The following is a 26628-nucleotide window of genomic DNA, read 5'->3' on the forward strand; positions in this document are numbered from 1 at the left end:
CAACTACCGCATTCAGAGGACGAAATGCGTCAGTTCAGGAGGGCCGAAGGCGAGGGGTCTTCGAGCAGGGCCGTGAGGACGTGCCGGTCGGCCCAGCGGTCCGTCGCCCAGGCGAAGGCCCGGCCGAGCCCTTCGGGGGTGTCGGCGGCGTGCAGCCTGCCGTCGGACCACCAGGCGACGTCATGCTCCGCGTCCTCGAAGGTCACCGTCAGCGCCTCGTGCAGCAGCACCCCGCCCTCGGGCGGTTCGACGCCCAGCTGATCGGCGGCCAGCCGAAGCGCGGGCAGCTCCGTCCACGGCACGTATTCGCCGTCTTCGATGACCTTGGCGTCGAGACCGCTCGCCACCGGCAGGTCCAGCAGTTCCGCCAGCGCGGCGGCGCCGCTCGCCGCGACGACCATGCGCTCCGGCGCCAGCACGGCGGCGAACCACGGCACGTCGAGCACGACGGCGTTCTGGGCATCGACGGCCGAACCATCTGCGGCGCGGACGCGATCCGGCGGCGCGACGTCCACTGTGTACTCGGCGAGTGCCGCGTGTGCCAGGGAAGCGAGTCCGGAGCTCACCTTGCGCTCGGGGTCGCCCAGCCGCTCCAAGAGATCTTCGACGTCTTCGGCGTCGGAACCCAGCTCTGTCCTTACCCCGATGGCGAGCAGGATCTCCTTGCTCAACCCCGAATCCGGGACGACGTCGTAGAGCCCGGCCAGCGCGGACGCTTCCGGCATCCGCCAATCGAGCGGCGCGTGCCCGTCCAGGAGCGCGTACCGCGCGAGCCACCAGCCGGTATGCCCGCCGGGTTCGGTGAGGGCACGCCAGGTTTCGGGACGGGACGCGAGCAACCGCAGCGCCTCCGGCCAGGCGTCATCACCGACGAGATCGAGATCGCGCACGGCGAGCACCCGTGACGGCGGGCGCTCCAGCGAATCCCACCAGTCGTGCTCGTCGGGCAGGCCGTGCTCGGGTTCCAGCGGTTCGTCGTCGGTGATGATCGCGAAGGAATCCAGCACGCCGACCGCGACGAGCGTGGCCGCCGGCCAGTCCTCGGCGAATTCCTCGTCCAGCACGGACAAAGCGCCGTCTTCTTCGAACACCTCGGGATCGAAGATGTCGCCCAGTGGCGACGTGGGCAGGACGAGTTCGTCCGCACGACGCCAGCCGTCCTCACTCGGCAAGGCCAAGGCGCCCGCCCAATCGAGGGCCTCGTCACCGACCTCGGCGATCAGGCGGAGCACCGCACCCGCGAGGGCCATACCGTCCAAACCGGACCGGACGTCTTCGACGCTGCGTTCGACGGCGGCGCTCAGCGCGTCGGCTTCGAGCAGGTCGCTCGCCTCGGCGTGCTTGGCTCCCAAGCGTTCCAGCAACGGATGCGCGGCGGCCGGATGCACGAGCCGCAGGCCGATGATGTCCACATCGGACAGAAGTTCGAGCAGTTCCGCCGAGCCGCCGACGAGCAATGCGTCGCGTACGCCTGGCAAGGTACGACCGTCCGACATCGGTACCGGCAACGCGCCGAGGTCGTCCTTGGTGAGGTCGTGCGCTTCGAGTGCCGGCAGCAGCACGTCGTAGAGCGAACGCCACCACGAGGGCTCGCGCTGCGCCCCGGTCAGCAGCTCGATGGCCTCGGCGGGTGAGAGCGACTGCGCACCGACGGCGCGAAGGTCCACACCGGACAGTGAAATGAGCCCAGGCACGAGGTCCGCCAGCAGCGGCGCCAGCCCCGGCACGTCCACCGGCAGGACACGCGCCTGACGCCCCGGCAAGTCGTCACCTGATTGCGCGGGAAGCCAGGCCGAGTCGGCGAGATTTTCGAGGATGACCTCCCGCAGCGTTCCGTCCACAGTGGAACGCGGGAAGTCCGCGCCGGGCACGAGCGCCAGACGTTCCTTGCCGGGCAAGGAACGGACGAGTTCGACGTACTCCCGCGCGGCGTTCTTCAGTGCCGACGTCAGCTCCGGACCCGGCAGCGCGCGGCGGCGGGACGGCTCGATCGGCAACGTCGCGATCAGCCTGGCAGGCAGGGAAAGCTCGTCGTCGGTGGGGGTCGGCGCGTGCAGGACGTCGTCACCGAGCGGCCGGGGCGAACCGGCCCCGTCCAGCGGGACGGCCCAGACGACGTCGCCGCGATGGACCTGCCAGTGCTCGGCACCCTCCGGTGACGCGAGCTCGACGACGCCGTCACCGAGATCGGACCGGCGCCAGACACCGCCCTCGATCTCGATGCTTTCGAGCCAGGACAGGGTGAGCAGGAGATCGCCGATGTCGTTCTTCAGGTTCTCCAGCAGGGCCTGGCTGTCGACGCCCTCACTCAGCGGAAGCCGGACCTCGGTGGTGAAGCCTTCGGGCACGGGAGGTTCGGCTTCGGCGACCGGCCACGGAAGCCGGAGCACGGGAACGTCGCCGGCGCGGTCGGCTTCGGCGCGCGTGCGTTCCGCGGAGAAGGCGACCCCACCGGTCACCGAAACGATCCTCGGCTCGGCGGAAACCGTGAGCACGGCGGCGAACCCGACGCCGAAGCGGCCGACGGTCTCCTCCCCCTTGCCGGAAGCGCGAAGGGAGGCAAGGGATTCGACCCCGCGGGCGTCCAAGGGCGCACCCGTGTTGGCGAACCTCAGCTCACCGTCCACGACGGACACCCGGAGCCTGCCGCGTTCACCGGCGGCCAGGGCGGCGTCGGCGGCGTTCTGCGCCAGCTCGACGAACAGCCGGTCACGGTAGCCGCCGACCCGCAGGTCGTTCTCGGTGTTCGTGTCCTCGGTGAACCGCGTCGGCGAATCGGCCCACGCCCGCAGGACGGCGGCGCGGAGCCGCTCGGTGCCGAACGGGTCAGTGCTCACTGGCGCTTTCGGCCTCGACCTGAGCTTCGTCGGCGGTCTCCTCGGCCGGGGAGACGGTCTCCGGCTCGACCTCCGGCTGGACCTCGGCGGAGGTCTCCGGTGCGGGCTCGAAGTCGATCAGCGAGTCGTCGTAGACCAGCTCCGCCACCGGCACCGACGAGGTCACCTCGACCTCGATCTCGGAGTGCGCGCCGCAGCCGTACTCGACGTCGACGACGTGGCCGTCCGCCGGGGAGATGTCGTTGGTGCACGCGCCGAAGGCCGCGCTGAGCGACCCGGCGAGCGGCACGAAGAAGCCGCAGCTCCCGCAGACGTCCGGCGCGCTGCGCGCCATGTCCGACCGCGGGCCGAACTCGCCGCCGTGCCAGCGGGCGGCGGCGTCGAGCCTGCCGTACCGGGACAGCACGTGGACCCGGCCGAGGCCGGTCTCCTTGGCGACCGCTTCGACCGCGGGGTCGTCGGACTCCAGGTACGCCGGGACGAGCCGCGGGTCGTCCTTCTCCACCGGGAAGATGTCGCCGACGCCGAGATCGCCCGCCTGGACACGGCGGTCCCACGGCACCCACGCCGGGGCGACGCGCGCTTCCGGACCGGGGATCAGCACGACCTCGCTGACCGTGATCGGCTCTTCCTCGCCGGCGAGCGCGACCGTGACCGACCAGCGCCAGCCTCGATAACCCGACACGGTCGCCTCGAACAGGTGGCTCGCGGAGACCGCGTCCTCCCGGTCGACGCCGACGTGCGCGCCGACCTGTTCGGCACCGGCGTCCTCCAGCACCGCCGCACGGGCGAGATCGACCGCCTCGGCGAGTTTGCGCTGGATGGAGCCGTCGTCCAGGGTCAACAGCAGGGTCATGCCCCCATTCTGCCGCACGCGATATCGCGGTCCGTGTCAGGCTGTCCGCGTGCGCACGCTGATGACCATGTCACTCCTGCTGGCCGCCGTCCTCGGTGGCTGCGCCGCCGCGCCGGTGAGCGACGCCGCCCCGCCCGCGCCCGAGAAATTCAAGGTGCGGGTGCTCTCGACGCTGCCCCACGACCCGGCCGCCTTCACCCAGGGCCTCGAGTTCTCCGGCGAGACGCTGTACGAGGGGACCGGCCTGGTCGGGAAGTCGTCGATGCGGGCCGGGCCCCCGGGCGCGGCGCCGTCGGTCCGGCAGGACCTGCCCGGCCTGTTCGGCGAGGGCATCACCGTGCTGGGGCCGACGGCCTGGCAGATCACCTGGCAGGACGGCGTCGCGATCGAACGCGACGCCAAGACGCTGGCCGAGCTGAGGCGCGTGAACTACACCGGCGAGGGCTGGGGGCTGTGTCACCGCGACGGGCAGCTGGTGATGAGCGATGGGTCGTCGAAGCTGACCTTCCGTGACCCCGTGACCTTCGCGCCGACAGGCGGTGTCGATGTCGGCCGTGACCAGCTGAACGAGCTGGAATGCGTCGGGGGCTCCGTGTACGCGAACGTCTGGCAGACCGACCGGATCCTGCGGATCGACGCCGCGACCGGGCGGGTGACCGGCGAGATCGACGCGTCCGGGCTCCTCACTCCCGAGGAGCGGAGCTCCGCCGACGTCCTCAACGGCATCGCGGCGGTGCCGGGGACCGACGAATTCCTGATCACCGGCAAGCTCTGGCCCAGGATGTTCCGCGTGAAATTCGTCGCGACCACCTAGAAAGCAGTGGTGAACGCGCGAAGCGAGACCCGCGTAAGGCAGGATTGAAGCGTGGGAATCTTCGGCTCGAACTCTGGACCCGACGGCACGCCTTCCGGCAGGCCGGGCAAGGAGCGTGGCCGCAAGAGCAAGCGGAAGTGGACGCCGGAGCCGGGAGCCGCCCAGGCGCGCAACTGGTCCGCGCCACCGCCCACCCGCGTCGACCAGCAGCCGGTGCCGCCCGCGGCCCGTCCGCAGCACCAGCCCCACTACCAGCCGCATCCGGCCGGGCCGACCGCCGACGAGGCACGCACCAGCGCGATCCCGATGGGGCACCACCAGCCGCCCCCGCCGAGGACCCCTCCCCGCGGCGCGCGGCCGTATCCGGATCCTTCGCAGCGGCAGACCGAACCCGTCCGGCGTCGTCCGGGCGGGTTCTACGACGAGCACCCGCCGGGCAGCGGCGAGTACGAGCACTACGACACCGGTGGTTACGCGGGTGAGCCGCGTGTCGCCCAAGAGCAGCCGCACGAGCATCCGACGACCGCGGTCCCGCCACGCGCGGGCTCCCTGCCGAAGATGCCGAAGAAGATCACGGTCACCCGGGTCGCGGCGATGCGCAGCCGTCAGCTCACCGGGCAGGCCGTCGGAGCCTTCCAGCGCGCGACGAAGGCGGACGGCGCCGACAAATCGGGCCTGACTTCGCTGACGTACGCGGTGATGCTGAACTACGCCAGCGACGCCGCCATGGCGATCGCGCTGGCCAACACCTTGTTCTTCGCCGCCACCAGCGGGGAGAGCAAGGGCAAGGTCGCGCTCTACCTGCTCATCACGATCGCCCCGTTCGCGCTGGTCGCACCGGTGATCGGCCCGGCGCTGGACAAGATCCAGCGCGGCCGCAGGCTCGCGATGTGCGTGTCCTCGGCGGGCCAGGCGCTGATGGCGATCGTGATGGCGCTGCACTTCGACGACTGGCTCCTGTACCCGGCGGCGCTGGGCATGATGGTGCTCTCGAAGTCGTTCACCGTGCTCAAGGCGGCCGTGACCCCACGGGTGCTGCCACCGGAGATCACGCTGTCCAAGACCAACGCGCGGCTGACCGTGTTCGGCCTGGTCGCCGCCGGTGCGTTCGGCGCGCTGGCGAGCGGGGTCAACGCGATCTGGGGCTCTCAGGGCGCGCTGTGGTTCACCATGCTGATCTGTGTCGCCGCCGCGGTGCAGTCGATGCGCATCCCGTCCTGGGTCGAGAAGACCGAGGGCGAGGTGCCGGCGTCGCTGTCCGCGCATCCCGAGCGGCGGGTCAAGAAGCAGCGGCAGCCGATGGGGCGGCAGATCGTCGTCTCGTTGTGGGGCAACGGCACCGTCCGCGTGCTGACCGGGTTCCTGATGATGTTCTCCGCGTTCGCGGTGAAGGCGCAGGCGGAAGGCAGCGGGCAGAGCCCGTTCGACCAGCTGCTGCTGCTCGGGATCATCGGCGCCGCGGCCGGTGTCGGCGGTTTCCTCGGCAACGCGCTGGGCTCGCGGCTGCACTTCGGCAAACCGGATCAGGTGATCCTGGCCTGTGTCGGAGCCTGTCTCGGCATCGCGATCATCGCCACCGTGGCGGCGGGACTGGCGACGGCGGCGATCGTGGCGCTCGTCGGCGCGACCGCGAGCGCGCTGGCGAAGATCAGCCTCGACGCAGTCATCCAGGAAGACCTGCCGGAAGAGTCGCGCGCGTCGGCGTTCGGGCGGTCGGAGACCGTGCTGCAGATGTCCTGGTGCTTCGGCGGTGCCGTCGGCCTGCTGCTGCCGCCGACGTACTGGATCGGCTTCCTGGTGCTGTCGATCCTGCTGGCCGTCGGGTTCACGCAGACGTTCATGGTCCGGCGCGGCACTTCGCTGATCCCGGGACTCGGCGGCGACCGGCCGCTGCGCCCGGAGCCGACGAGCGAATCGCCGATCCCCTCGCAGCCCGGTGACTCCCGGTGGCGGCCGGGCTCGTAATCTTCACCGTATGCGGCGACTTCGTATTTTGGCCCTACTCGCGGCGGGTGGTTTCGTGGTGGCCGGTTGTGCGGCCCCCGGCCCCGAAGAGGTGACCTTCTTCGCCGACGGCAAGACGGTGAACGTCGCCCCGCTGGCGTCCTGCGACATCAAGAGCGCGCAGTGCACCACCAAGCCCGACGCCGCCGGCAAGCTGCGTATCCGGCCGGGGAAGCCGGTGCAGATCTCGGTGCCGAGCGCGATCGCGGAGACACCGTGGAAGGTCACGGTGCAGTACGTGAACGGCAAGGGCGAGCCGCAGGAGCTCAAACAGGACATCATCACGTCGCTGGACCGGTTCGCCTACACCGTGACGACGCCCCGGCCCGACGACCAGATCCTCGTCGTCGAGGTCGCGCAGGCTTCGGTGATCAGCCAGACCGGGCGTCCGGAGGACGCGGAGGCGGTCACCACGGCGATCTGGTCGCTGCAGGTCGAGCCGCCGGCCGCCTGAGGGGAGCAAGGGACCTTTGCTACCACGCGCGGCCCATCGGTCCGTGAAGGCCTCCTTGCCTACCCTGAAGGTAGGCAAGGGGGCCTTCACGGACCAGCTGCAGGCCCCCGAGCCACCCGCAGGGGCGCCGATCAGGGATCGAGGTCCCGGGCGACGGCGCGCATGATCTCGGCGATCTGCTTCGTGTTCTTCCGGTCCGGGTAGCGATTGCGCCGCAGGTCTGGCTGCACCTTGAGCTCGAGCAGCTTGATCATGTCCTCGATGAGCCCGTGCAGCTCCTCGGCGGGACGGCGGCGCGCCTCGGCGACCGACGGCGGCGGGTCCAGCAGCCGGACGGAGAGCGCTTGCGGGCCGCGGCGGCCGTCGGCGACACCGAACTCGAGGCGCTGGCCCGCCTTGAGCCCTTCGACGCCCTGCGGCAGCGCGGCTTTGCGGATGTAGACGTCGGCGCCCCCATCCTGGGTGACGAAACCGAAACCCTTCTCCGCGTCGTACCACTTGACCTTGCCGGTCGGCACTTCCCTCACCAGTCCTTTGCTGTCCTGCTCACAACGAACGCGCCCGGGGCGTACCCAGGGCGCGCGTCCCATAAGCGTATCTCGCCACACGCCCTGTGGAGAAGCGGATACCGGCGGATACCCTCTGCTTCATGGAGACCGCAGTAAAGGAGGCCGCTGTGGCCGTCCCCGAAAAGCCCGGCAAACCGATCCTCATGCGCGTCGGCATCGGCCTGTTCGCGCTCGGCATGATCGCCGTCACAGCGGTGTTCGTGCTGTTCGCCGCCGGACTGGAGAACCTGCCGGTGTGGCTGTCCGCCGCGGCGGGTGTGATCACTCCGCTGGGGCTGGCCCTCGGCCTGATCGCCCTGATCCGCGAGGCTCGCCGAAAGAGCTGAGCCAGCCGGGGAACTCGGTCAGCGAGTCGAACACCACGTCGGCCCCTTCCGCGAGCAGCTCCTCCTTGGTGCACGGGCCGGTCGTGACCCCGATGGGGACCGCACCGGCCGCCAGTGCGCCGCGGATGTCGCCGAGGTGGTCCCCGACGTAGACACGGGCGCCGTGCTCGGTGAGCGCGGCGGCCTTCTCCGTCGACCACAGCTCCCCCACCAGGACGTCGACCTCGAGACCGAGCGCGTCCAGGTGGAGTTTCGCGTTGGGCGCGTACTTCCCGGTGACGACGACGGTGCGCCCACCCGCCTCGTGGACCGCGTGCAGTGCCTCGGCCGCGCCGGGCATCGCGACCGTCACCGGCACGACCGTCTCCGGGTACATCGCGCGGAAGCGCGTCACCAGCTCCGGGATCCGCTCCTCCGGCGCCCCGAAGCCCCGCAGGCTGGCGTCGAGGGGCGGGCCGAGGTTGGCCGCGAAGAACTCGCCGTCCAGCGGCAGGCCGGATTCCACGCCGAGCGCGTTCATCACCGCGACCATGCCCGGCCGCGGATCGATCAATGTCATGTCGAGGTCGAACCCCACGGTAATGCCCACCCGGCCACGGTAGCCGCCCCCACCGACTGATTTACACCGAATGGGGTGCCCGTCAACTTCTTTGACATGGACGCGATCTGTGTCAAGCTGGAAGTGTGGGCGACATCACGAGCTTCTCCGATCGAACCAAGGCCTCTCTGCGGGAGGCTCTGCTCGACGCGGCGACCGACCTGCTCACCGAACGCGGCTACACGGCCCTGCGGATGGCGGACGTCGCCGCCCGCGCCGGAGTGAGCAGGCAGACCGTCTACAACGAGTTCGGCAACAAGGGCACGCTCGCCGAGGCCGTGATCCTCCGGACGACGTCGGAGTTCCTGGAAGGCATCCGCCTGCGCGTCCAGGACGCGCGGAACCTGCGCGACGGGATCCGGGTGGCGGTCGTCCACACGATCGAGCACGCCCGCGAGAACCGGCTCGTCGCCACGACACTCGGCACCGAAGCGGGCGAGGATCTCCTTCCCCTGCTGACCACCAAAGGCGAACCGATCCTGGCCGCGGCCACCGAGGTCGCGGCCGGGCAGTACCGCGAGTTCGAGCCGTCGCTGTCCCCGGAATCCGCCGCGCTGCTGGCGGAGACCGTCGTGCGGCTTTCCCTCTCCCATCTCGTCATGCCGACGCATTCGGCCGACGAGGCGGCGGCTTCGGTCGTCGCCGTGCTGGCGCCCGCCATCCGGGCGCTGACCACTGATTAGTCCACAATGGAGTGACATGAAGGGTACGTCATGACCGATACGGTCTCCGAACTGCGGACCGGTTTTTCCTCACTGCGCGAAGGCGGGCTGAATTGGGACTCGTTCCCCTTGCGGCTGTTCGTCAAGGGGAACATGAAGTTCTGGAATCCCGCCGACATCGACTTCTCCCGGGAGCGCGAGGGCTGGGAGACGCTCAACCCGGAGCAGCAGCGGTCGGCGACGTACCTGGTGTCGCAGTTCATCGCGGGCGAAGAGGCTGTCACCGAAGACATCCAGCCGTTCATGCGGGCGATGTCCGCGACCGGGCGCTTCGGCGACGAGATGTACCTGACGCAGTTCTGCTTCGAAGAGGCCAAGCACACCGAGGTGTTCCGCCGCTGGATGGACGCCGTCGGTCTCACCGAGGACCTGCATCCGTATGTCGCGGAGAATCCGCACTACCGCAAGCTTTTCTACGAGGAGCTGCCGCAGTCCTTGCGTGCGCTGGAGGACGATCCCAGTCCGCTCAACCAGATCCGCGCGAGCGTCACCTACAACCACGTCATCGAAGGCAGTCTCGCGCTGACCGGGTACTACTCGTGGCAGCTGATCTGCACGCAGCACAACATCCTGCCGGGTGTGCAGGAGGTGGTACGCCGTATCGGCGACGACGAACGCCGCCACATGGCGTGGGGCACCTTCACCTGCCGCCGTCACGTCGCCGCGGACGACTCACTGTGGGACGCGGTGCAGCAGCGGATGGGCGAACTGCTACCCCACGCGCTCGACATGATCCAGTGGGTGCAGAGCCAGTTCGAGGAGCCTCCCTTCGACTTCGACCAGGACGGGATCACCCAGTACGCGGCGGACCGGGCGCGGCGGCGCCTCGGCGCGATCGAGTCCGCGCGCGGGATGCCGGTGGAGCAGATCGACCTCGACTACTCGCCGGAGAACCTCGAAGAGACCTTCGGCGAAGAAGACGCGAAGGCGATCGCCGCGGCCGCCGCCAACACCGCGGCCTGATGTGCCGTGAAGGCCTCCTTCCCTACTCTGAGGGTAGGGAAGGAGGCCTTCACGGACTTACCCGGCGGGCCAGTAGACGGCGTGCGTGCGGCCGTTCTCGTTGTCGGACAGGCCGATGATCGTCCCGTTCGCCGTGATGTGGTCGGCGACGCTGTAGGTACCGCCCGGCAAAGCGCCGAGCACCGTCCGGGTGCCGTCGGCGGCCCACTTCGTCGCGATGTTGTTCTCCAGGCCGACGACCGTCCCCGCCCGGTCGATGTCGTGACCCAGTCCGCGTTCGGTCGAAAGCGTCGTACGGGTTCCCGCCCGGTTCCACTTGACCGGGCTCTCCGTTCCGAACACCAGGTAACCGCCGCCGGCGGCGGCACCGGCGTTGTTGACCGCCATCGCCCAGCCTGGCCACATCTCCGGGTACTCCAGCCAGGTCATCCGCCCGTCACGCTCCCATCGCACGGGTTTCGGATTGCCGTTCACGTCGTCGGCACTTCCCACGATCACGCCGAAATCGTTCATGTCCTCCGGGGTGCCGCGCGGATTGCCGGGGGAAAGATCGGTGATCGCGCCGGCGAGGTTCCAGCGCACGACGTGGTTGTTCCCGGCGGCGTCGGACGCCGTCCCGGCGACGGTCCTGCCGTCCGGGGTGATCCATTCCGCGTTGGCGTAAGCCCCGCCCGGCAGGCCGCCGAGGTCCACCACCTTCCCGTCCGGATTCCACCGCACGGCGTGGATCTTCCCGTCCGCGGCCCGCGCCGCGCCGACGATCACGCCACGGTCGGTGATCGCGTTCGCGATCGCGTAATCCCCGCCCGCCAGGTAGGGCAACGCGGTGACCGTGCCGTCCGGCGCCCATTTGACCGCCGTCTGGTTCCAGGCCGCGTCCTTGTGGGCCCAGCCGACCGCGACCCCGCCGCGGTTGATGTCCGTCGCCTTGCTCTGTTCACCGCCGAGGCCCGGCAGCGCGGAAATGCGGCCCCGCGGGTCCCATTTCGCCGCGTGGTACTTGATCTGGCCGTCCGGCGGCGTCGACGAGCCGACCATGACGCCGTCGTCGTTGACCGCGTTGACCTGGCTGTACTGGTCTCCCGGCAGGGTGCCCAGATCGATGGGGGCGGTCGCGGGAGCCGCGGCCGCCGCGCCGGGCAGCGACAGCGGCAGGACGATCGCCGAGACGGTCAGGGCGAGAACTCTTCTGCTTCGCTCGAGTTTCATTCTTCTCCCCTCGCGGCGGTTCGGATCCACCGCGAAGGGAACACGCGGCAAAACTGTGACAGGTTGCCCCCGAAGTGTCAGGCGTGTTCGGTCGCCGCCGCCTTTTCGAGTCCGAGGATGCTGATCGACTCCGCCCGCATCTCGACCTTGCGCACCTTGCCGGTCACCGTCATCGGGAACTCCTCGACGACGTGGACGTACCGCGGGATCTTGTAGCGCGCCAGCTTCCCCTCGCAGAACTCCCGCACGGCTTCGGCCGTCAGCGGCTCCGCGCCCTCGCGCATGCGGACCCACGCCATCAGTTCCTCGCCGTACTTCTCGTCCGGGACGCCGATGACCTGCGCGTCGAGGATGTCCGGATGGGTGTAGAGGAACTCCTCGATCTCGCGCGGGTACAGGTTCTCACCGCCGCGGATGACCATGTCCTTGATCCGGCCGGTGATGTTGACGTACCCGTCGGCGTCCATGATCGCGAGGTCGCCGGTGTGCATCCACCGCGCCGCGTCGATCGCCTCGGCCGTCTTGTCGGCCTGCTCCCAGTAGCCGAGCATCACCGAGTAGCCGCGGGTGCAGAGTTCGCCGGGTTCGCCGCGCGGCACGGTCAGCCCGGTCTCCGGATCGACGACCTTGACCTCCAGATGCGGCCCGACCCGCCCGACCGTCGACACCCGCCGTTCCACCGAATCGTCCGCGCGGGTCTGCGTGGACACCGGCGACGTCTCGGTCATGCCGTAGCAGATCGACACCTCCGCCATGCCCATCCGGTCGATGACCTGTTTCATCACCTCGACCGGGCACGGCGAGCCCGCCATGATCCCGGTGCGCAGCGAGGACAGGTCGTGGGAAGCGAAGTCCGGGTCGGCCAGTTCGGCGATGAACATCGTCGGGACGCCGTACAGGGAAGTGCATTTCTCGGCCGCGACGGCTTCGAGGGTGGCCTTCGGCTCGAACGCGGGCGCCGGGATGACCATGCACGCGCCGTGGGTCGTCGCCGCGAGATTGCCCATCACCATGCCGAAACAGTGGTAGAAGGGCACGGGGATGCAGATCTTGTCGGCTTCGGTGTAGTTGCAGAGTTCGCCGACGAAGTAGCCGTTGTTGAGGATGTTGTGGTGGCTCAGCGTGGCGCCCTTGGGGAACCCCGTGGTGCCGGACGTGTACTGGATGTTGATCGGGTCGTCCGCGGACAGTTCGCCTTGGCGCTTGGCGAGCCTCGACGGATCCGCGCCGCGTCCGTTCTCCAGCAGCGACGTCCACTCCTCGCTTTCGAGCAGCACGACGTGTTCCAGCGCCGGGCATTTCGGGCCCGCTTCGGCGATCATGCCCGCGTAGTCCGACGTCTTGAACGACGCCGCGGCCACGATGAGCTTGATCCCGGCCTGGTTCAGCACGTACTCGAGTTCGTGCGAGCGGTACGCCGGGTTGATGTTGACCAGGATCGCGCCGATCTTCGCGCATCCGTACTGGACGCAGGTCCACTCCCACCGGTTCGGCGACCAGATGCCGACGCGGTCGCCCTTGGCGATCCCGAGGTCCAGCAGGCCCAGTGCGAGCGCGTCCACCTCGGCGGCGAGTTCGGTGTAGGTCCAGCGTTTCCCGGCGGCGCGGTCGACGAGCGCGTCCCGGTCGCCGAAGGCGGCGACGGTGCGGTCGAAGTCGTCCCCGATGGTGTCCCCCAGCAGCGGGGTGTCCGAGATTCCCGATGCGTAGCTCGGCAAGGCGGGGGCGTCGGGCATGGAGACTCCTGCGTTCGGCGGCATCGACGCGCCGAGTCTAGGAACGCGGCGTGACGGCGGCCACCTGCAAGTGGAGACCACCTCAGGGGAAACCCGGAGGCCGGGTCCGGCCGTGGCGGATATCGTCGGAGACATGCGCCTCTACATCGTCGACGCCTTCACCTCCGAGGCCTTCGCCGGTAACTCCGCCGGCGTCGTGCTGCTGGACTCGCCGGGCGACGCGGGCTGGATGCAGTCCGTCGCCGCCGAGTTGAAGCACGCCGAGACGGCCTTCGTCGAGGTCGGTGGCGAAGGCCCGAAGTCGCTTCGCTGGTTCACGCCGGAGACCGAAGTCGACCTGTGCGGGCACGCGACGCTGGCGACCACGCACGTCCTCGGCGGCGAACAGACCTTCACGACGAAAAGCGGCGAGTTGCGCTGCCGCGCCGAAGACGGCTGGGTGTCGATGGACTTCCCGTCGGACCCGCCCCGCGAGTCGGACGACGATCTGTCGTCGATCCTGCCGGGTGTCTCCTTCGAGTACGTCGGGCGCAGTAAGCACAACCTGTTCGCGGTGGTGGACGACGCTTCCGTGGTGCGCTCGCTCGCCCCGGACCTCGCCGCGCTGCGCGCGCACTGGAACGGGCGGCTGATGGTCACCGCGCCGGGTGACGTGGACGGGATCGACTTCGTCACCCGGTTCTTCGCGCCGGGCGTCGGCATCGACGAAGACCCGGTCACCGGCTCCGCGCATTGCGTCCTCGCGCCGTACTGGGCCGCTCGCCTCGGCCGGGAGAAGCTCGTCGGCGAACAGGCCTCGTCCCGCGGCGGCATCGTCCGGATGAGTCTCGAAGGCGACCGCGTCCTGCTTTCGGGGCAGGCGGTCACCGTGGCCAGCGGGGAGTTGCACGTCTGATGCGCCTGATCCTGAACGTCATCTGGCTCGTGCTGTGCGGCCTGTGGATGGCGCTCGGCTACGTCGTCGCCGGCGTCATCTGCTGCATCCTGATCGTCACCATCCCGTTCGGGCTGGCGTCGTTCCGGATCGCGGCCTACGCGCTCTGGCCGTTCGGCCGCACCGTGGTGGACCGGCGCGACGCCGGGGCCGCGTCGACGATCGGCAACGTCATCTGGTTCCTCTTCGCCGGGCTTTGGCTCGCGATCGGGCATGTGCTGACCGGGGTGGCGCTCTGCGTCACGATCATCGGGATCCCGCTCGGCGTGGCGAACTTCAAGATGATCCCGGTCTCGCTGATGCCGCTGGGCAAGGAGATCGTGGAGCTCCCCTGACGATCAGTCCTCGGGTTCCCAGGGCAGCGGCACGATGAGGCACGGGCCGCCGACGAACAACCCGCCGTCGATCCCCAGCGCCTTCCCGCCCGCGTAGAGGTACGGTCCCTCGATCTGCGCGGGGTGGATCCCGAGCTGGTCGGCGATGACGCTGTGCCCGTGCACGATCCGCTCGCCGCCGAGCCGGTCCATGACCTGCTGCGCGACGTCCGCGCCGTCCGGGCCGCGGAAGGCGTAGCGCGTGGTCATCCGCCGCCAGACGTCCCACCAGGCCTGGATGTCGCTGCCTTCGAGGATTTCGCGGCCGCGCGCGTTGATGCCGTCGATGTCCTCGCCCCAGTCGAGGTACTCGAGCGTGTCCGAATGCATCAGCAGATGGTCCGCGGCCAGCGTCAGCATCGGACGGGAAGTCAGCCATTCGATATGTTGCGGGGTGAGCCTGTCCTGGTCTTCGAGCAGCCCGCCGTTGATCTCCCAGCTGCGGGCGAAGCTGCGCGGACCGAAGTCGGACGGCACCTCGGTGTCGCCGAAGTGGTACATCCCGAGCAGCAGGATCTCGTGGTTGCCCAGCAGCGTCCCGCAGTGGCCGCCCGCCGTCGCGGCCTGCCGTTCCAGCCGCATCACCAGGTCGATGACGCCGACGCCGTCGGGCCCCCGGTCGACGAAGTCACCGAGGAACCAGAGGGTCGTCTCCCCACCGGACCAGTCGTCGTCGGAGTCGATCAGCCCCTTCGCCCGGAGCGCTTCGGCCAGCTCGTCCCGGTGTCCGTGCACGTCACCGACCACGTAGGTCGAGGACGCGGGCTGATCGTCGTGCATCGTCTGACGATAAGCCCTCCGCATGCGGCTGTGTCGCTCAGCCTGTTGGCGGAGCTGATGACGGCCCGCGAAACCGGCCGAAGGCCCCGCTACGGGGCTCGGTCGCTCGCCTCTCCACACCGAGGTTGTGGCTTTCGCGACACGCCGCGTACGGACGGCACCTGGCCGGTCCCACCCGTGGAGAAGTGAGAGGTGACGGCGCCGCGCCCTGCCGACGTCGATCTCGGACGCGGGTTCACCACGGACTCAGCCTTCGCCGAAGGGGTCGCCGGTGCGCCCGACCAGATCGGCGATGGAGTCGATGATCTTGGTCGGCCGGTACGGGTAGTGCTCGGCGCTCTCCCGCGTGGAGATGCCGGTGAGCACCAGGATCGTCTGCAATCCGGCCTCGATTCCCGAGTGGACGTCGGTGTCCATCCGGTCGCCGATCATCAGCGTCGACTCCGAATGCGCGCCGAGCCGCCGCAGCGCGGAGCGCATCATCAGCGGGTTCGGCTTGCCGACGTAGTACGGCGAGCGGCCGGTCGCCTTCTCGATCAGCGCCGCGACCGAACCGGTGGCGGGCATCGAGCCTTCCATGCTCGGGCCGGTGGCGTCCGGGTTGGTCGCGATGAACTTGGCGCCGCCCTCGATGAGCCTGATCGCGCGGGTTATCGCGCTGAAGCTGTACGTGCGGGTCTCGCCGAGTACCACGTAGTCCGGGTCGCGTTCGGTCAGCACGTAGCCGACCTCGTGCAGGGCCGTGGTGAGCCCGGCTTCGCCGATCACGAACGCCGAGCCGTTCGGCCGCTGCGACGCGAGGAACTTCGCGGTCGCCAGCGCGGAGGTCCAGATGGCCTCCTCGGGGATGTCGAGACCGGTCCGCTCGAGCCTCGCCCGCAGGTCGCGCGGGGTGTAGATCGAGTTGTTGGTCAGCACCAGGAAGCCGATGTCGTTGGCGCGCAGCTCCTTGAGGAACTCGTCCGCGCCGGGTACGAGATGCTCCTCCTGGACCAGCACGCCATCCATGTCGCTGAGGTATGTCCAACGGCGCTCGTTCATACCGCCCACCCTAATGATCCGAGACGGCGTGAACAGCCACGGACGCCGCCTTGACCGAAAGATTGACCGGTGTGCCGGGTTCGAGCGCCAGCTCGGCGACCGCGGCCGGGGTGAGGTCCGCGGCGAGACCCGCCGCCCAGTCGTCGCCGCGGGCCCGGACACGGATCACCGGTCCGTGGGGTTCGAGCGCGTCGACGATTCCCTCGACGGTGTTGCGCGGGCTGCCCCGGTGCTCGCCGTCCCGCAGGTACACCGCCACGGCACTGGGCGCGAAGACGGCGACGGCCGCTTCGCCCTCGACGACGTCCTCGGCCGGAATTCCGGCCAGCTGCCCGCCTGACGTGCGCAAACCGCCCTCGACGGCGATGCCGGGCACCAGGTTCAGCCCGGCGATCCGCGCGGTGAACGCCGTGCGCGGCGCGGAGAGGACCTTGCGGGTCTCGCCGCGTTCGACGATCCGGCCGCCGTCGAGGACGGCGACGTGATCGGCCAGCGCCAGCGCGTCGAGGGGGTCGTGGGTGACCAGCACGGTCGGCGGCCCGGAACGCAGGACCCGCCGGAGCAGCCCCCGGATGGCGGGCGCCGCGTCGACGTCCAGCGCGGCGAAGGGCTCGTCGAGCAGCAGGAGTCCCGGCTCGGCGGCCAGCGCCCGCGCGATCGCGACCCGCTGCGCCTGCCCGCCGGAGAGCTGCGCGGGCCGCCGTCCGGCCAGTTCGAGAGCGTCCACTTCGGTCAGCCACTCCCGCGCACGTTTCTTCGCCTCGGCGCGGCCGGCACCGGTCGAGCGCGGCGCGAAGGCGACGTTGTCCAAAGCGGACAGATGCGGGAACAGCAGTGCGTCCTGGGAGAGCAGGCCGATACCGCGCGCGTGCGGCGGCAGGCCCGCCAGGTCGCGGCCGTCGAGGGTGATCCGCGCCCGGCCGGGCCGGAGCAGCCCGGCGAGGCAGCCGAGCACACTGGACTTCCCCGACCCGTTCGGGCCGAGCAGCGCGAGCACCCCGCCGTCGGGAACTTCGAAGCCGACTTCCAAGGTGAACTCGCCACGCCGCAGGGCGAGCTCGGCCGACAGGGTCACGACCGGACTCCTTCGAGCGCGCGCGGCCGGGCGAGCGCGATCACCGCGACGGCGACCAGGATGAGCAGCAACGCGAGCGCCACCGCGCTGTCGACGTCGACCTCGGCCTGGGTGTAGACCTCCAGCGGCAGGGTCCGGGTCACCCCTTCCAGGCTGCCGGCGAAGGTGATCGTCGCGCCGAACTCGCCCAGCGCCCGCGCGAAGCTCAGCACGATGCCCGAACCGAGCGCGGGCAGCAGCAGCGGCAGCGTGACCCGGCGGAACACCGTCCACGGTTCGGCGCCCAGTGTGGATGCGACCCTTTCGTACCGGTCGCCGGCGCCCCGGAGAGCTCCTTCGAGGCTGACCACCAGGAACGGCATCGCGACGAACGTCTGCGCGATGACCACGGCCGCCGTGGTGAACGGCACCTGCTCACCGGTCAGGGTGGTCACCAGGATCCCGAGGAAACCCTTGCGGCCCAACAGGTACAACAACGCCAGGCCGCCGACCACCGGCGGCAGCACCAGCGGCAGCAGCACCACCGCGCGCAGCACGCGGACACCGCGCGCCCCCGAGCGCGCGAGCACCACGGCGAGCGGGACCCCGAGCAGCACACAGGCCACAGTGGACAGTCCGGCGGTGATCAGCGAGAGCTTGAGCGCGTTCAGCGACGACGTCGAGGTGATGAGGCTCGGGAAGCGGGTCAGGTCCGAACGCACCAGAAGGCCGACGACCGGCAGTACCACCAGCGCCAGCGCGCAGATCGCCGGCGGCCACAACACCCACGGCACCCCGGCCCCCGCATTTCGTCCTCTGAATGCGGTACTTGCGCGTGCATCTACCGCGTCCAGAGGACGAAATGCGGGGTCAGGGCGTGCCAAAACCGGCCTTCGCGAGTTCGGCCTTGCCCTCCGCGCCGAGGACGAAGTCCCTGAACAGCCCTGCGAGCCGAGCCTGCGGAGCGTCCTTCACCACCGCGATCGGGTAGTCGTTGACCGCGCCCGCCGCCTCCGGGAAGTCCACCTTGTCCACCTTCGCGGCCGCGGAGGTCGCGTCGGTGACGTAGACGAGTCCCGCGTCGGCATCACCCGACTGCACCTTCGCGAGCACAGACTTGACGTCCTGTTCCTCGCTCGCGGGCTTGAGCGTGACCCCGGACGACTGCTGGACCTTCTTCGCCGTCGACCCGCACGGCACCTGCGGCGCGCAGACGACGACGGTCAGCCCGTCCTGCGCGAGATCGGCCAGCCCCTTGATGCCCTGGGGGTTGCCCTTGCCGACTGCGATGGCGAGCCGATTGGTGGCGAGGACCGACGGCTGCCCGTCGATCAGCCCGGCCTTGGCGGCCTTGTCCATATTGGCCTTGTCTGCGGAAGCGAAGACGTCCGCCTTCGCGCCTTGGGTCAGCTTCTGGACCAGCGCCGAGGAACCCTCGAAGCTGAACTTCACGGTCACCCCGGAGTTCTGTGCCTCGAACCGCTTGCCCAGCGCCCCGAACGACTCGGTCAGCGACGCCGCGGCGAAGACGGTCAGCGTCCTTCCTCCTTCTTGAGGCGCCGCCTCCGAACCACAGGCCGTCGTGGCCAGCGCCAGCGCGAGCAGGACGGGCGCGAGCTTCCTCATCGGCTTCCTTCCGGGGTTTCGACCACGACGGTGGTCGCCTTGACGACGGCGACCGCGAGCACCCCCGGCCGCAGTCCGAGTTCGCGGACGGCCTCGGCGCTCATCAGGGAGACCACGCGATGCCGGCCGCACTGCAGCTCGACCTGTGCCATCACCTTGTCCGTGATCACCTCGGTGACGAGCCCGACGAACCGGTTCCGCGCGGAGCGGCCGACACTCGAAGGGTCCTCAGGCTGTTCTGCCTGCGCCTTGGCGAACGCGGCGAGCTCGGCGCCGTCGACGACCTTGCGGCCCGCCGAGTCGTCGAACGCGGTCAACTGGCCGGCACGTACCCACCGGCGGACGGTGTCGTCGCTGACGCCGAGCAGACGAGCGGCCTCGGACAACCGGAATTGCGGCATGTCCGGAAGGTTACTTCCGCAGATGCGGAAAAGCTATGGACGCGGAGAATCGCCGGGGAGTTCGTCGCGGAGGCCGTCGAGCACCGCGCTCTGGAATCGCTCCAGCACTTTCCGTTCCTCGGGAGAGAACTGTTCGAGCACCGTCTTCATGTTCGTGTACGCGGATTCGAAGAGCGGCGCGTGCCGCTCCATGGCGCCGGGGACGACCTCGATCAGGACCTTCCGGCGGTCGGCGGTATCACGGACACGGCGGGCGAGACCGGCCTTCTCGAGCCTGTCCATGACGCCGGTCACAGCACCAGTCGACAGTCCGGTCAGTTCGGCGATCCTGCCCGCTGTCAACGGTCCCGGCGCCTGGCCCGCCAGTTCGAGCACCTTGTGATCGGTGGCCGACAGGCCCATCCGCTCGGCGATCCTGGCGTGCCGGAGAACGGTCAGCGTGCTGCTCTCCCTGCCGAGATGGGCGAACCGGGCCAATTCCTCCGCCGAGAGCGGATATTTCGCCATCCGGAAACCCTTCCGATTCTGCGCGAAGAGGGATTGTAGACAGTCGGTTTTCGCCGGCTTCGGGGTTAGTCTGGTGTCAATGACAGCAGTCGATCTCGGGTTTCCCCGTGTCCCCGGTACACGAGGGCGTCCCAGCGTGCCCAGGCCGGACAACCCCGCTCTGATCGACACCTTCGGCCGCGTGGCGACCGACCTGCGGGTGTCGCTCACCGACAAGTGCAATCTGCGCTGCACCTACTGCATGCCCGCCGAAGGGCTCGAATGGATGCCGAGCGCGGACGTGCTGACCGACGACGAGCTCGTGCTCCTGCTCCGGATCGCCGTCGAACGGCTCGGGATCACCGACATCCGGCTCACCGGCGGCGAACCGCTGCTGCGCCAGGGCCTGGAAAAGATCGTCGAGCGGGTCGCGGCACTCGAACCGCGGCCGCGGCTTTCCATGACCACCAACGGAATCGGGCTCGCGAAGCGCGCGAAGTCGCTCGCCGGCGCGGGGCTGGACCGGATCAACGTCTCACTGGACACCGTCGACCGCGCGCTGTTCGAGACGATCACGCGTCGCGACCGGCTTTCGCACGTGCTCGCCGGCATGGCCGCGGCGCGGGAGGCCGGGCTGGACCCGGTGAAGGTCAACGCGGTGCTGATGCGCGGGCTGAACGAGGACCAGGCCGTGCCGCTGCTGAAGTTCTGCCTCGCCGAGGGCTACCACCTGCGCTTCATCGAGCAGATGCCACTGGACGCGCAACACGGCTGGAACCGCGCCGACATGATCACCGCCGAGGAGATCCTCGGCATGCTCGGCGAGGAGTTCACCCTGTCGCCGTTCCCCGCCGCGCGGGGCGGGGCGCCCGCCGAACGCTGGCTGGTCGACGGCGGACCGGGCGACGTCGGCGTGATCGCGTCGGTGACCCGTCCCTTCTGCGGCGCCTGCGAGCGGACCCGGCTGACCGCGGACGGCGCGGTGCGCTCGTGCCTGTTCAGCAACGACGAGACCGACCTACGCGCCCTCGTGCGCGCGGGCGCGCGCGAAGAAGAGGTGGCGGACGCGTGGCGGGCGACCATGTGGGGCAAACTCGCCGGGCACGAGATCAACGAGGCCGGGTTCGCGCAGCCGATCCGGCCGATGAGCGCGATCGGCGGCTGACATGGTGACCATCGTGGTGCGGTACTTCGCCTCGGCCCGCGCGGCCGCCGGTCTCGACGAGGAGAAGGTGACGCTGCCGGACGGCGCCCGCGTCGCCGATGCCGTCGCCCACCTGCGTGAATTCCACCCGGAGAAGCTGGCGAAGCTGCTCGACGCGGTCTCGTACCTGCTGGACGGTGTCGCCGTGCGGGATCTCACGCGGCCGCTGACCGAGGGCGCCGAACTGGACGTCCTGCCCCCGTTCGCCGGCGGCTGACTGCCGTTGCCCCGCTGCCCGCGCACGGTGCCTGCCGGGCGTGTCGCGAAAGCCACTTTCGCGACACGATCGCCGGGGTCACATCGCCCCTGAACTGCGTGAACGGCGAAAGTGGTAGCAAAGGTCCCTTGCTCGCCGTCTCGAGTTCACCATCCGGTCGCCGAAGCAGCCGAGGATGCGCCAGTGATCACTCCCCGCCGTATTCTCGCCGCACTGCTCGCCGCGGTCGCCGCCACGAACCTCGCGACCGCTCCGGCGTCCGCCCACGAACGCGGCGTCCGGCCGCTGGCGCAGGCGCACAGCCACAACGACTACGAACACGCCCGTCCGCTGCACGACGCGCTCGACCGGGGCTTCACCAGTGTCGAGGCCGACATCTTCCTGGTCGACGGGCAGCTCCTGGTCGCGCACGACCTCGCGGACACCCGCCCGGACCGCACCCTGGAGTCGCTCTACCTGGAGCCGCTGCGCGACCGGGTGCTGGCCAACCACGGCGTCGGCGTGTACCGGCAGCGCGCGGAGTTCCAGCTGCTGATCGACGTCAAGGGGGACGCGAACAGCACCTACGCGGCACTCGAGAAGCGCCTCCACAATCCCCGCTACTCCTTCCTCTTCTCTCTGTACGCGTTCGGTCACGTGAAGAAGCGGGCCGTCACCGCGGTGATCTCCGGCGGGCGCCCCAAGGACGTGATGCTCGGGCAGCGGTTCCGGCTCGCCTTCTACGACGGCCGGATCAGGGACGAGAACGACCTCGGCATCGGCTCCGACCCGCGGGTCACGCCGCTCGTCTCGGACTCCTGGAGCGGCCTGTTCACCTGGACCGGTGACGGCCCCTTCCCCGCCGGTGAGCGGGCGAAACTGCACGATCTGGTCAAGCGGGCCCACGCGGCGGGTCAGCGCGTGCGCTTCTGGGCCACGCCGGACGCCGCCGGGCCCGGCCGTGACGCGTTGTGGAAAGAGCTGGTCGCCGCCGGGGTCGACCACCTGAATACGGATGACCTGCCAGGGCTGGCGAACTTCTTGAGGTCTCGCTAAAGTGCGCGGCCCATTCGCGCGCGAAGGCGCACGAATGGGCCAGTCATCCCTTAATCCACGTGATGCAAGCCTCACGATCCGTGAATTATCTCGGTCAGGAAACGGCCAGATAACGGCCCACTGACCTGCATAAACAGTCGAATCGCCATGAGTTGCCTGCTGTTACTGTGATGTAGGTCACGGCTCGAATAATTTCCGATCAGGCCGTTCGTTACGTACCGTCGCTTTTCGGTTGGCCCCGACCGACCACGCAACACCGGGAACCCGTAGCGCCGAGCCCTGTCCAACGGATTCCCGGACCCAACCCCGAGCGAAAGCATTTCCGGACAGGGACGAGGGGACCGAGCCGACGCGTCGTGCGTCAGGCGAAGTCAGCCGGCCTGAGACGGCCGGCCAGGACCCACGGGTCCTTCCCTCAGCACAGACTCGTAGGCGCAGGGAGCGAGATTTATTCACATGTCTTACCGAGGCAAGCACCGCAAGATGTCCGCCGCCACCCGTCACATCGCCCGCGTCGCCATTGCGGGTGTCGCGGTCGGCGCTCCCCTCGCAATCGCCGCGACCCCCGCGTCGGCGACCAACTGGGACGCCATCGCGCAGTGCGAGAGCAGCGGCAACTGGAGCACCAACACCGGTAACGGCTACTACGGTGGTCTGCAGTTCTCGCAGAGCACCTGGCGTGCCTACGGTGGCACCGGCAGCGCGCACAACGCCACGCGTGAGCAGCAGATCGCCGTCGCCGAGCGGGTCCTCCAGGGCCAGGGCATCGGCGCGTGGCCGCACTGTGGCAAGAAGGGCGGCTCCGCCAGCCCCGCCAAGGCCAAGTCGAGCGCCCCGAAGGCCACCAAGAAGGTGACCCCGAAGAAGTCGACCGCTCCGGTCACCAAGCAGCAGGCCCCGGCCCCGGCCGCCGCCAATGTCGCGAACTCGAACCCGGCGGGTGACTACACCGTCGTGGCCGGCGACACGCTGTCGAAGATCGCTTCCAAGTTCAACGTCCAGGGCGGCTACCAGAAGCTGCAGGAGCTGAACAAGGAATACGTGCCGAACGCCGACTTCATCGTCGTCGGCCAGAAGCTCGCCACCAAGTGAGCTCTTGAGCACCGGTAAGTCGTGACGCCCGCGGGATTCCCCGCGCGGCCACGTCACGACTGACAAGGCCCCACCGCGCCATTCCCCCGGCGGTGGGGCTTTGTCGTGTCCGGGGGCGTGCCCTCCGGATCACCCCGCTACGGCGAGTTGACCCACTCGTCGCTGCCGTCGCTGAAGTGCTGGTGTTTCCACACCGGCAGCCGCGCCTTGACCTCGTCGACCAGCTCCGAGCAGGCGGCGAACGCCTGCCCTCGGTGCTCGGCCGCCACGGCGCACGCCAGCGCGACGTCACCGATGGCCAGCGCGCCCAGCCGGTGGCTGACGGCGACCGCCCGCACGCCCTCCCATCTGCCCGAGAGATCCGCGACGACCTCCGCGAGCACGTCGGCGGCGCTGGGGTGTCCTTCGTAGGCGAGCCGGTCCACCGACCGGCCGCCGTCGTGGTCCCGCACGACCCCGCCGAAGGTGACGACGGCACCCGCGGCCACGTCGTCCACCAGGCGGGCGTGCTCTTCGACCGAAAGCGGCTCGTCGACCACCGCGATCCGTGCGACCCGAACGCTCACTGCTGTGCCTCCCGTGGGTGGTCGCCGCCCGTCAGCTGGTCGACGGCGTGGTCGAGGATCCCGTCCAGTACTCCCAGGCCGTCCTTCACCCCGCCACGCGAGCCGGGGAGGTTCACCACCAGGGTCCGGCCCGCGACGCCGGCGACGCCGCGCGAGAGAACGGCCGTGGGCACCTTGGGCAGTCCGGCGGCGCGGATCGCGTCCGCGACGCCGGGGAGTTCGTAGTCGAGGACGGCGCGCGTGACGTCCGGGGTGCGGTCCGTCGGCGAGATGCCGGTGCCGCCGGTCGTCACGATCACCTGCACCCCGGCCGCGACGGCGTCCCGCAGGGCTTCGCCGACGGGTTCCCCGTCCTCGACGACCACAGGCTCCGGCACGTCCCAGCCCCGTGCGGACAGCCAGTCCGTGATGACCGGGCCCGTGGTGTCCTCGTAGACGCCCTTCGCGGCGCGGTTCGACGCCACGATCACCCTCGCGGCCCGGTTCACGGCCGCTCCCAGGTCCCGGTCTTGCCGCCGTCCTTGCGGATCAGGCGGACGTCGTCGAGGGTCGCCGCGGGATCGACGGCCTTGATCATGTCGTGCAGGGTCAGCCCGGCGACGGCGACGGCGGTCAGCGCCTCCATCTCGACGCCGGTCCGGTCGTTCGTCTTCGCGGTCGCGGTGATGTGCACGGCGGTCTCGTCGAGGACGAACTCGACCTTCACCCCGGACAACGCGATCTGGTGGCAGAGCGGGATCAGCTCGGGCACCTTCTTCGCGCCCATGATGCCCGCGATCCGGGCGGTCGCGAGCGCGTCGCCCTTGGGTAGCCCGTCCGTCGCCAGCAGGCCGAGCACCTCGGCCGTGGTGTGCACGGTGCCGCCCGCCAGCGCGGTGCGGGCGGTGGGCGTCTTGCCGGAAACGTCGACCATACGGGCGGCACCCGTATGGTCGACGTGGCTGAGTTCACTCACGCCCAGCAGGCTAGTCCTCAGAACATCCGCTGCTTCGAGCGAACCTCGTCGAGCGCCTTCTCCCGTTCCCGCCGCTGCTCCGGCGTCATCGAAGCGAAGAGCCCGCCCTTGTCCGCGGCGCAGGCCGTGTCGCGCGCGGGGCGCTTGCCTTCCACGAAGAACCGGTTGACGGCGTTGTTGCCGCAAGCGTTCTCGTCGCTCAGCCAGACTCCGTGCCCGCCCTCGTCCACGGTCACGATCCGCGCCCGGTCACCGAGGGCACGGCGCATCTCCTTGGCACCGCTCAGCGGCGTCGCCGGGTCACGCAGGTTCTGCACCATCAGGATGTTCGACGGACCCCGGTCGCCGATCCGTACCGGCGGCTCGATCGGCTCGGACGGCCAGTACGCGCAGGCCCAGATGTTCGCCCCGGCGGCGCCGAACATCGGGTACTTCACCCGGTCCTTCGCGACGTTGCGCTGGTAGGTCGCGACGTCCTCGGGCCAGTCCGCGTCGTTGCAGACCACGTGCAACTGCCCGGCCAGCAGCTGCGCCGGATCGATCTGCTGGGCCTGAGCGGTCTGCTCCACGGTGCCTTCGGTGTCGAGCGCCTGCCACTGCTGCGCCAGCACCGGAAAGGAACTGGTCGCGTAGAGCGCGCCGAAAGTGCCCATGCGGAACGCCGCGCCGTCGACACCGGGGACGGCGCCGCCGTCGAGTTTGGCGACGAGTTCGTAGAACTTCGCCGTCACCTGCTGCGGAGTGCGGCCGAGCCCGTAGCTCGCGTGCCGCGCCGCCGCCCATTTCGCGAAGTCCGGGAAGCGGTCCTCGAACCCCTCCGCCAAACGGCGCGAGGTGACCGGATCGAGCCCGCCGGGGCCGGTCACGCTGTCGATCACGACGCGATCGGTCTGCCGCGGGAACAGCGTCGAATACACGGCGCCGAGGTAGCTGCCGTACGAAACGCCGTAGTACGAGAGCTTCTCCTCGCCGAGGGCTTCCCGGATGCGGTCCATGTCGCGGGCGGTGTTGGCCGTGGTGATGTACGGCAGGTTCGCGGCGGTCGCCGAGGCCCCGCACTGCTTCGCGATGCCCTCCACGTACTTCGCGCGCTCCGCCACCGCCGCCGCGTCACGCGCGTACGGCGGGACGTTGCTCACCTGCTGCTCGGGCTTGAGATCGCAGGTGACCGGCGTGCTGTGACCGATCCCGCGCGGATCGAAGCCGATGATGTCGTACGCGTCGAGCACGCTCGACGGCATGCCCGCCGCGCGCAACCCGGCGGGCATGGTCAGCCCTGGCCCGCCGGGGCCTCCCGGGTTGGTCAGCATGATCCCGCGCCGCTTCGCCGGCTTCGTGCTGGCGAGTTTCGAAACGGCGATGTCGATGGTGTTCCCGCCCGGGTTCCGGTAGTCGAGCGGGACCTTCAAGGTGGCGCACTGCACGCCGGGCGCGGCCACGTCCTCCGGACACGGCCCCCAGCGCACGGACGAAACCGCGGCGGACGCCGTGGCCGGTACGAGTACCGCCATGGTCACCGCCGCGGCCGTGAGTGCCCCGATCCTGCTCAGGACAGAGCGATTCATCCCCAACCCCCGTCATGATCGACTTCTTGGTCGGGGTCGAGCCTATGAGCGGGCCAGGCGCGGAGTCGTCACCCTGAAGTCGGCCACGAGGTCGGCCTCAGTGATGACGAGCACTCCGAATGGAGCAAGGGACCTTTGCTATCACTTCCGGCTACGGGTCTCCCCAAGGGCGCCCCGCGGAGACTTCACCGCCGAGCGCCCTGATTCGGG

The 26628-nt window shown here is 69.7% G+C and carries 27 protein-coding genes and 1 pseudogene; 12 read left to right on the plus strand and 16 right to left on the minus strand.

Features of this window, described 5'->3' with window-relative positions:
• Window positions 1–29: 29 nt before the first annotated feature.
• Together AC069I_RS14575 and AC069I_RS14580 are read right to left on the minus strand one after the other, a co-directional pair.
• On the minus strand, window positions 30–2837 hold the full coding sequence (locus AC069I_RS14575; RefSeq protein WP_478265612.1) for a sacsin N-terminal ATP-binding-like domain-containing protein: 2808 nt from the start codon (window positions 2835–2837) through the stop codon (window positions 30–32).
• Window positions 2827–3693, minus strand: coding sequence for a DUF3027 domain-containing protein (locus AC069I_RS14580; RefSeq protein ID WP_478225274.1), 867 nt, complete (start codon window positions 3691–3693; stop codon window positions 2827–2829). Before AC069I_RS14580 ends, AC069I_RS14575 begins: the two co-directional genes overlap by 11 nt.
• Window positions 3694–3742: 49 nt before the next feature.
• Here AC069I_RS14580 and AC069I_RS14585 point away from each other — a divergent pair, with 49 nt between their 5' ends.
• The 3 genes from AC069I_RS14585 to AC069I_RS14595 are packed head-to-tail and all read left to right on the plus strand — an operon-like array spanning window position 3743 to window position 6965.
• Window positions 3743–4507 carry a glutaminyl-peptide cyclotransferase gene (locus tag AC069I_RS14585; protein ID WP_478225273.1) on the plus strand — a complete coding sequence of 255 codons (765 nt, stop codon included), beginning with the start codon at window positions 3743–3745 and terminating at the stop codon, window positions 4505–4507.
• A gap of 51 nt (window positions 4508–4558) precedes the next feature.
• Window positions 4559–6472, plus strand: a complete 1914-nt coding sequence (locus AC069I_RS14590; RefSeq protein WP_478265613.1) for an MFS transporter — start codon at window positions 4559–4561, stop codon at window positions 6470–6472.
• A gap of 28 nt (window positions 6473–6500) precedes the next feature.
• Entirely contained in the window at window positions 6501–6965 is a 465-nt protein-coding gene (locus tag AC069I_RS14595; RefSeq protein WP_478225538.1) for a DUF2771 family protein, read from the plus strand.
• 131 nt (window positions 6966–7096) lie between these two features.
• Here the strand turns inward: AC069I_RS14595 and AC069I_RS14600 are convergent, their stop codons facing one another.
• Complete coding sequence (locus AC069I_RS14600; RefSeq protein WP_016337551.1) at window positions 7097–7483, minus strand: cold-shock protein; 387 nt, start codon at window positions 7481–7483, stop codon at window positions 7097–7099.
• 131 nt (window positions 7484–7614) lie between these two features.
• Between AC069I_RS14600 and AC069I_RS14605 the strand changes: the two genes are divergently transcribed.
• Window positions 7615–7860: a hypothetical protein gene (locus AC069I_RS14605; protein WP_125683903.1), complete on the plus strand. Its 246-nt coding sequence runs from the start codon at window positions 7615–7617 to the stop codon at window positions 7858–7860.
• Here the strand turns inward: AC069I_RS14605 and AC069I_RS14610 are convergent.
• Window positions 7796–8449, minus strand: a complete 654-nt coding sequence (locus tag AC069I_RS14610) for an HAD family hydrolase (protein WP_478225271.1) — start codon at window positions 8447–8449, stop codon at window positions 7796–7798. The genes AC069I_RS14605 and AC069I_RS14610 overlap by 65 nt on opposite strands.
• Before the next feature lie 95 nt (window positions 8450–8544).
• Here AC069I_RS14610 and AC069I_RS14615 point away from each other — a divergent pair, with 95 nt between their 5' ends.
• Both AC069I_RS14615 and AC069I_RS14620 read left to right on the plus strand, forming a co-directional pair.
• On the plus strand, window positions 8545–9141 hold the full coding sequence (locus AC069I_RS14615; protein WP_478225270.1) for a TetR/AcrR family transcriptional regulator: 597 nt from the start codon (window positions 8545–8547) through the stop codon (window positions 9139–9141).
• Window positions 9142–9171: 30 nt separating this feature from the next.
• Window positions 9172–10143, plus strand: a complete 972-nt coding sequence (locus AC069I_RS14620; protein ID WP_478265614.1) for a R2-like ligand-binding oxidase — start codon at window positions 9172–9174, stop codon at window positions 10141–10143.
• Window positions 10144–10200: 57 nt separating this feature from the next.
• Here the strand turns inward: AC069I_RS14620 and AC069I_RS14625 are convergent, their stop codons facing one another.
• Both AC069I_RS14625 and AC069I_RS14630 read right to left on the minus strand, forming a co-directional pair.
• Entirely contained in the window at window positions 10201–11352 is a 1152-nt protein-coding gene (locus AC069I_RS14625) for a hypothetical protein (RefSeq protein WP_478265615.1), read from the minus strand.
• Window positions 11353–11429: 77 nt separating this feature from the next.
• Entirely contained in the window at window positions 11430–13088 is a 1659-nt protein-coding gene (locus AC069I_RS14630; protein WP_478235359.1) for an AMP-binding protein, read from the minus strand.
• 133 nt (window positions 13089–13221) lie between these two features.
• On the opposite strand from AC069I_RS14630, the gene AC069I_RS14635 reads away from it, so the two are divergent.
• Window positions 13222–13983: a PhzF family phenazine biosynthesis protein gene (locus tag AC069I_RS14635; RefSeq protein ID WP_478235360.1), complete on the plus strand. Its 762-nt coding sequence runs from the start codon at window positions 13222–13224 to the stop codon at window positions 13981–13983.
• A complete protein-coding gene (locus AC069I_RS14640; RefSeq protein ID WP_034308373.1) occupies window positions 13983–14357 on the plus strand; it encodes a YccF domain-containing protein in 375 nt (124 codons plus the stop codon). Before AC069I_RS14635 ends, AC069I_RS14640 begins: the two co-directional genes overlap by 1 nt.
• Before the next feature lie 3 nt (window positions 14358–14360).
• Here AC069I_RS14640 and AC069I_RS14645 read toward each other — a convergent pair whose 3' ends face one another.
• From AC069I_RS14645 to AC069I_RS14675, 7 genes are all read right to left on the minus strand, one after another.
• Window positions 14361–15176 carry a metallophosphoesterase gene (locus tag AC069I_RS14645; protein WP_478225265.1) on the minus strand — a complete coding sequence of 272 codons (816 nt, stop codon included), beginning with the start codon at window positions 15174–15176 and terminating at the stop codon, window positions 14361–14363.
• 246 nt (window positions 15177–15422) lie between these two features.
• The gene (locus AC069I_RS14650) at window positions 15423–16217 is read right to left on the minus strand and encodes an HAD-IIA family hydrolase (RefSeq protein WP_034308369.1); all 795 of its coding nucleotides are present in this window, start codon (window positions 16215–16217) and stop codon (window positions 15423–15425) included.
• A gap of 10 nt (window positions 16218–16227) precedes the next feature.
• The gene (locus AC069I_RS14655; RefSeq protein WP_478265616.1) at window positions 16228–17292 is read right to left on the minus strand and encodes a sulfate/molybdate ABC transporter ATP-binding protein; all 1065 of its coding nucleotides are present in this window, start codon (window positions 17290–17292) and stop codon (window positions 16228–16230) included.
• Window positions 17289–18065 carry an ABC transporter permease gene (locus tag AC069I_RS14660; RefSeq protein ID WP_478225263.1) on the minus strand — a complete coding sequence of 259 codons (777 nt, stop codon included), beginning with the start codon at window positions 18063–18065 and terminating at the stop codon, window positions 17289–17291. The genes AC069I_RS14655 and AC069I_RS14660 overlap by 4 nt, the downstream gene beginning before the upstream one ends.
• A gap of 76 nt (window positions 18066–18141) precedes the next feature.
• The gene (modA, locus tag AC069I_RS14665) at window positions 18142–18897 is read right to left on the minus strand and encodes a molybdate ABC transporter substrate-binding protein (protein WP_478265617.1); all 756 of its coding nucleotides are present in this window, start codon (window positions 18895–18897) and stop codon (window positions 18142–18144) included.
• The gene (locus AC069I_RS14670) at window positions 18894–19298 is read right to left on the minus strand and encodes a TOBE domain-containing protein (protein WP_478225261.1); all 405 of its coding nucleotides are present in this window, start codon (window positions 19296–19298) and stop codon (window positions 18894–18896) included. The genes modA and AC069I_RS14670 overlap by 4 nt, the downstream gene beginning before the upstream one ends.
• Before the next feature lie 33 nt (window positions 19299–19331).
• Window positions 19332–19805, minus strand: a complete 474-nt coding sequence (locus tag AC069I_RS14675) for a MarR family transcriptional regulator (protein ID WP_478225260.1) — start codon at window positions 19803–19805, stop codon at window positions 19332–19334.
• A 79-nt stretch (window positions 19806–19884) separates the two neighbouring features.
• Between AC069I_RS14675 and moaA the strand changes: the two genes are divergently transcribed.
• From moaA to AC069I_RS14695, 4 genes are all read left to right on the plus strand, one after another.
• Window positions 19885–20949 carry a GTP 3',8-cyclase MoaA gene (moaA, locus tag AC069I_RS14680; RefSeq protein WP_478235364.1) on the plus strand — a complete coding sequence of 355 codons (1065 nt, stop codon included), beginning with the start codon at window positions 19885–19887 and terminating at the stop codon, window positions 20947–20949.
• A gap of 1 nt (window position 20950) precedes the next feature.
• Window positions 20951–21205 carry a MoaD/ThiS family protein gene (locus AC069I_RS14685; protein ID WP_478225258.1) on the plus strand — a complete coding sequence of 85 codons (255 nt, stop codon included), beginning with the start codon at window positions 20951–20953 and terminating at the stop codon, window positions 21203–21205.
• 183 nt (window positions 21206–21388) lie between these two features.
• Window positions 21389–22240, plus strand: a complete 852-nt coding sequence (locus tag AC069I_RS14690; protein WP_478265618.1) for a phosphatidylinositol-specific phospholipase C/glycerophosphodiester phosphodiesterase family protein — start codon at window positions 21389–21391, stop codon at window positions 22238–22240.
• Between the two features lie 456 nt (window positions 22241–22696).
• On the plus strand, window positions 22697–23332 hold the full coding sequence (locus tag AC069I_RS14695; protein WP_340686553.1) for a transglycosylase family protein: 636 nt from the start codon (window positions 22697–22699) through the stop codon (window positions 23330–23332).
• Between the two features lie 137 nt (window positions 23333–23469).
• Here the strand turns inward: AC069I_RS14695 and AC069I_RS14700 are convergent.
• The 3 genes and pseudogenes from AC069I_RS14700 to AC069I_RS14710 all read right to left on the minus strand — a co-directional run bounded on the left by AC069I_RS14700 (window position 23470) and on the right by AC069I_RS14710 (window position 26418).
• Window positions 23470–24386 (minus strand): annotated as a pseudogene (locus AC069I_RS14700) (molybdenum cofactor biosynthesis protein MoaE).
• Window positions 24383–24853: a cyclic pyranopterin monophosphate synthase MoaC gene (gene moaC / locus AC069I_RS14705; RefSeq protein WP_016337573.1), complete on the minus strand. Its 471-nt coding sequence runs from the start codon at window positions 24851–24853 to the stop codon at window positions 24383–24385. The pseudogene AC069I_RS14700 and the gene moaC overlap by 4 nt, the downstream one beginning before the upstream one ends.
• Before the next feature lie 17 nt (window positions 24854–24870).
• Window positions 24871–26418: an alpha/beta hydrolase gene (locus AC069I_RS14710; protein ID WP_478225256.1), complete on the minus strand. Its 1548-nt coding sequence runs from the start codon at window positions 26416–26418 to the stop codon at window positions 24871–24873.
• Between the last annotated feature and the right edge of the window lie 210 nt (window positions 26419–26628).

The sequence above is a fragment of the Amycolatopsis sp. NPDC043885 genome (genome assembly GCF_056435685.1).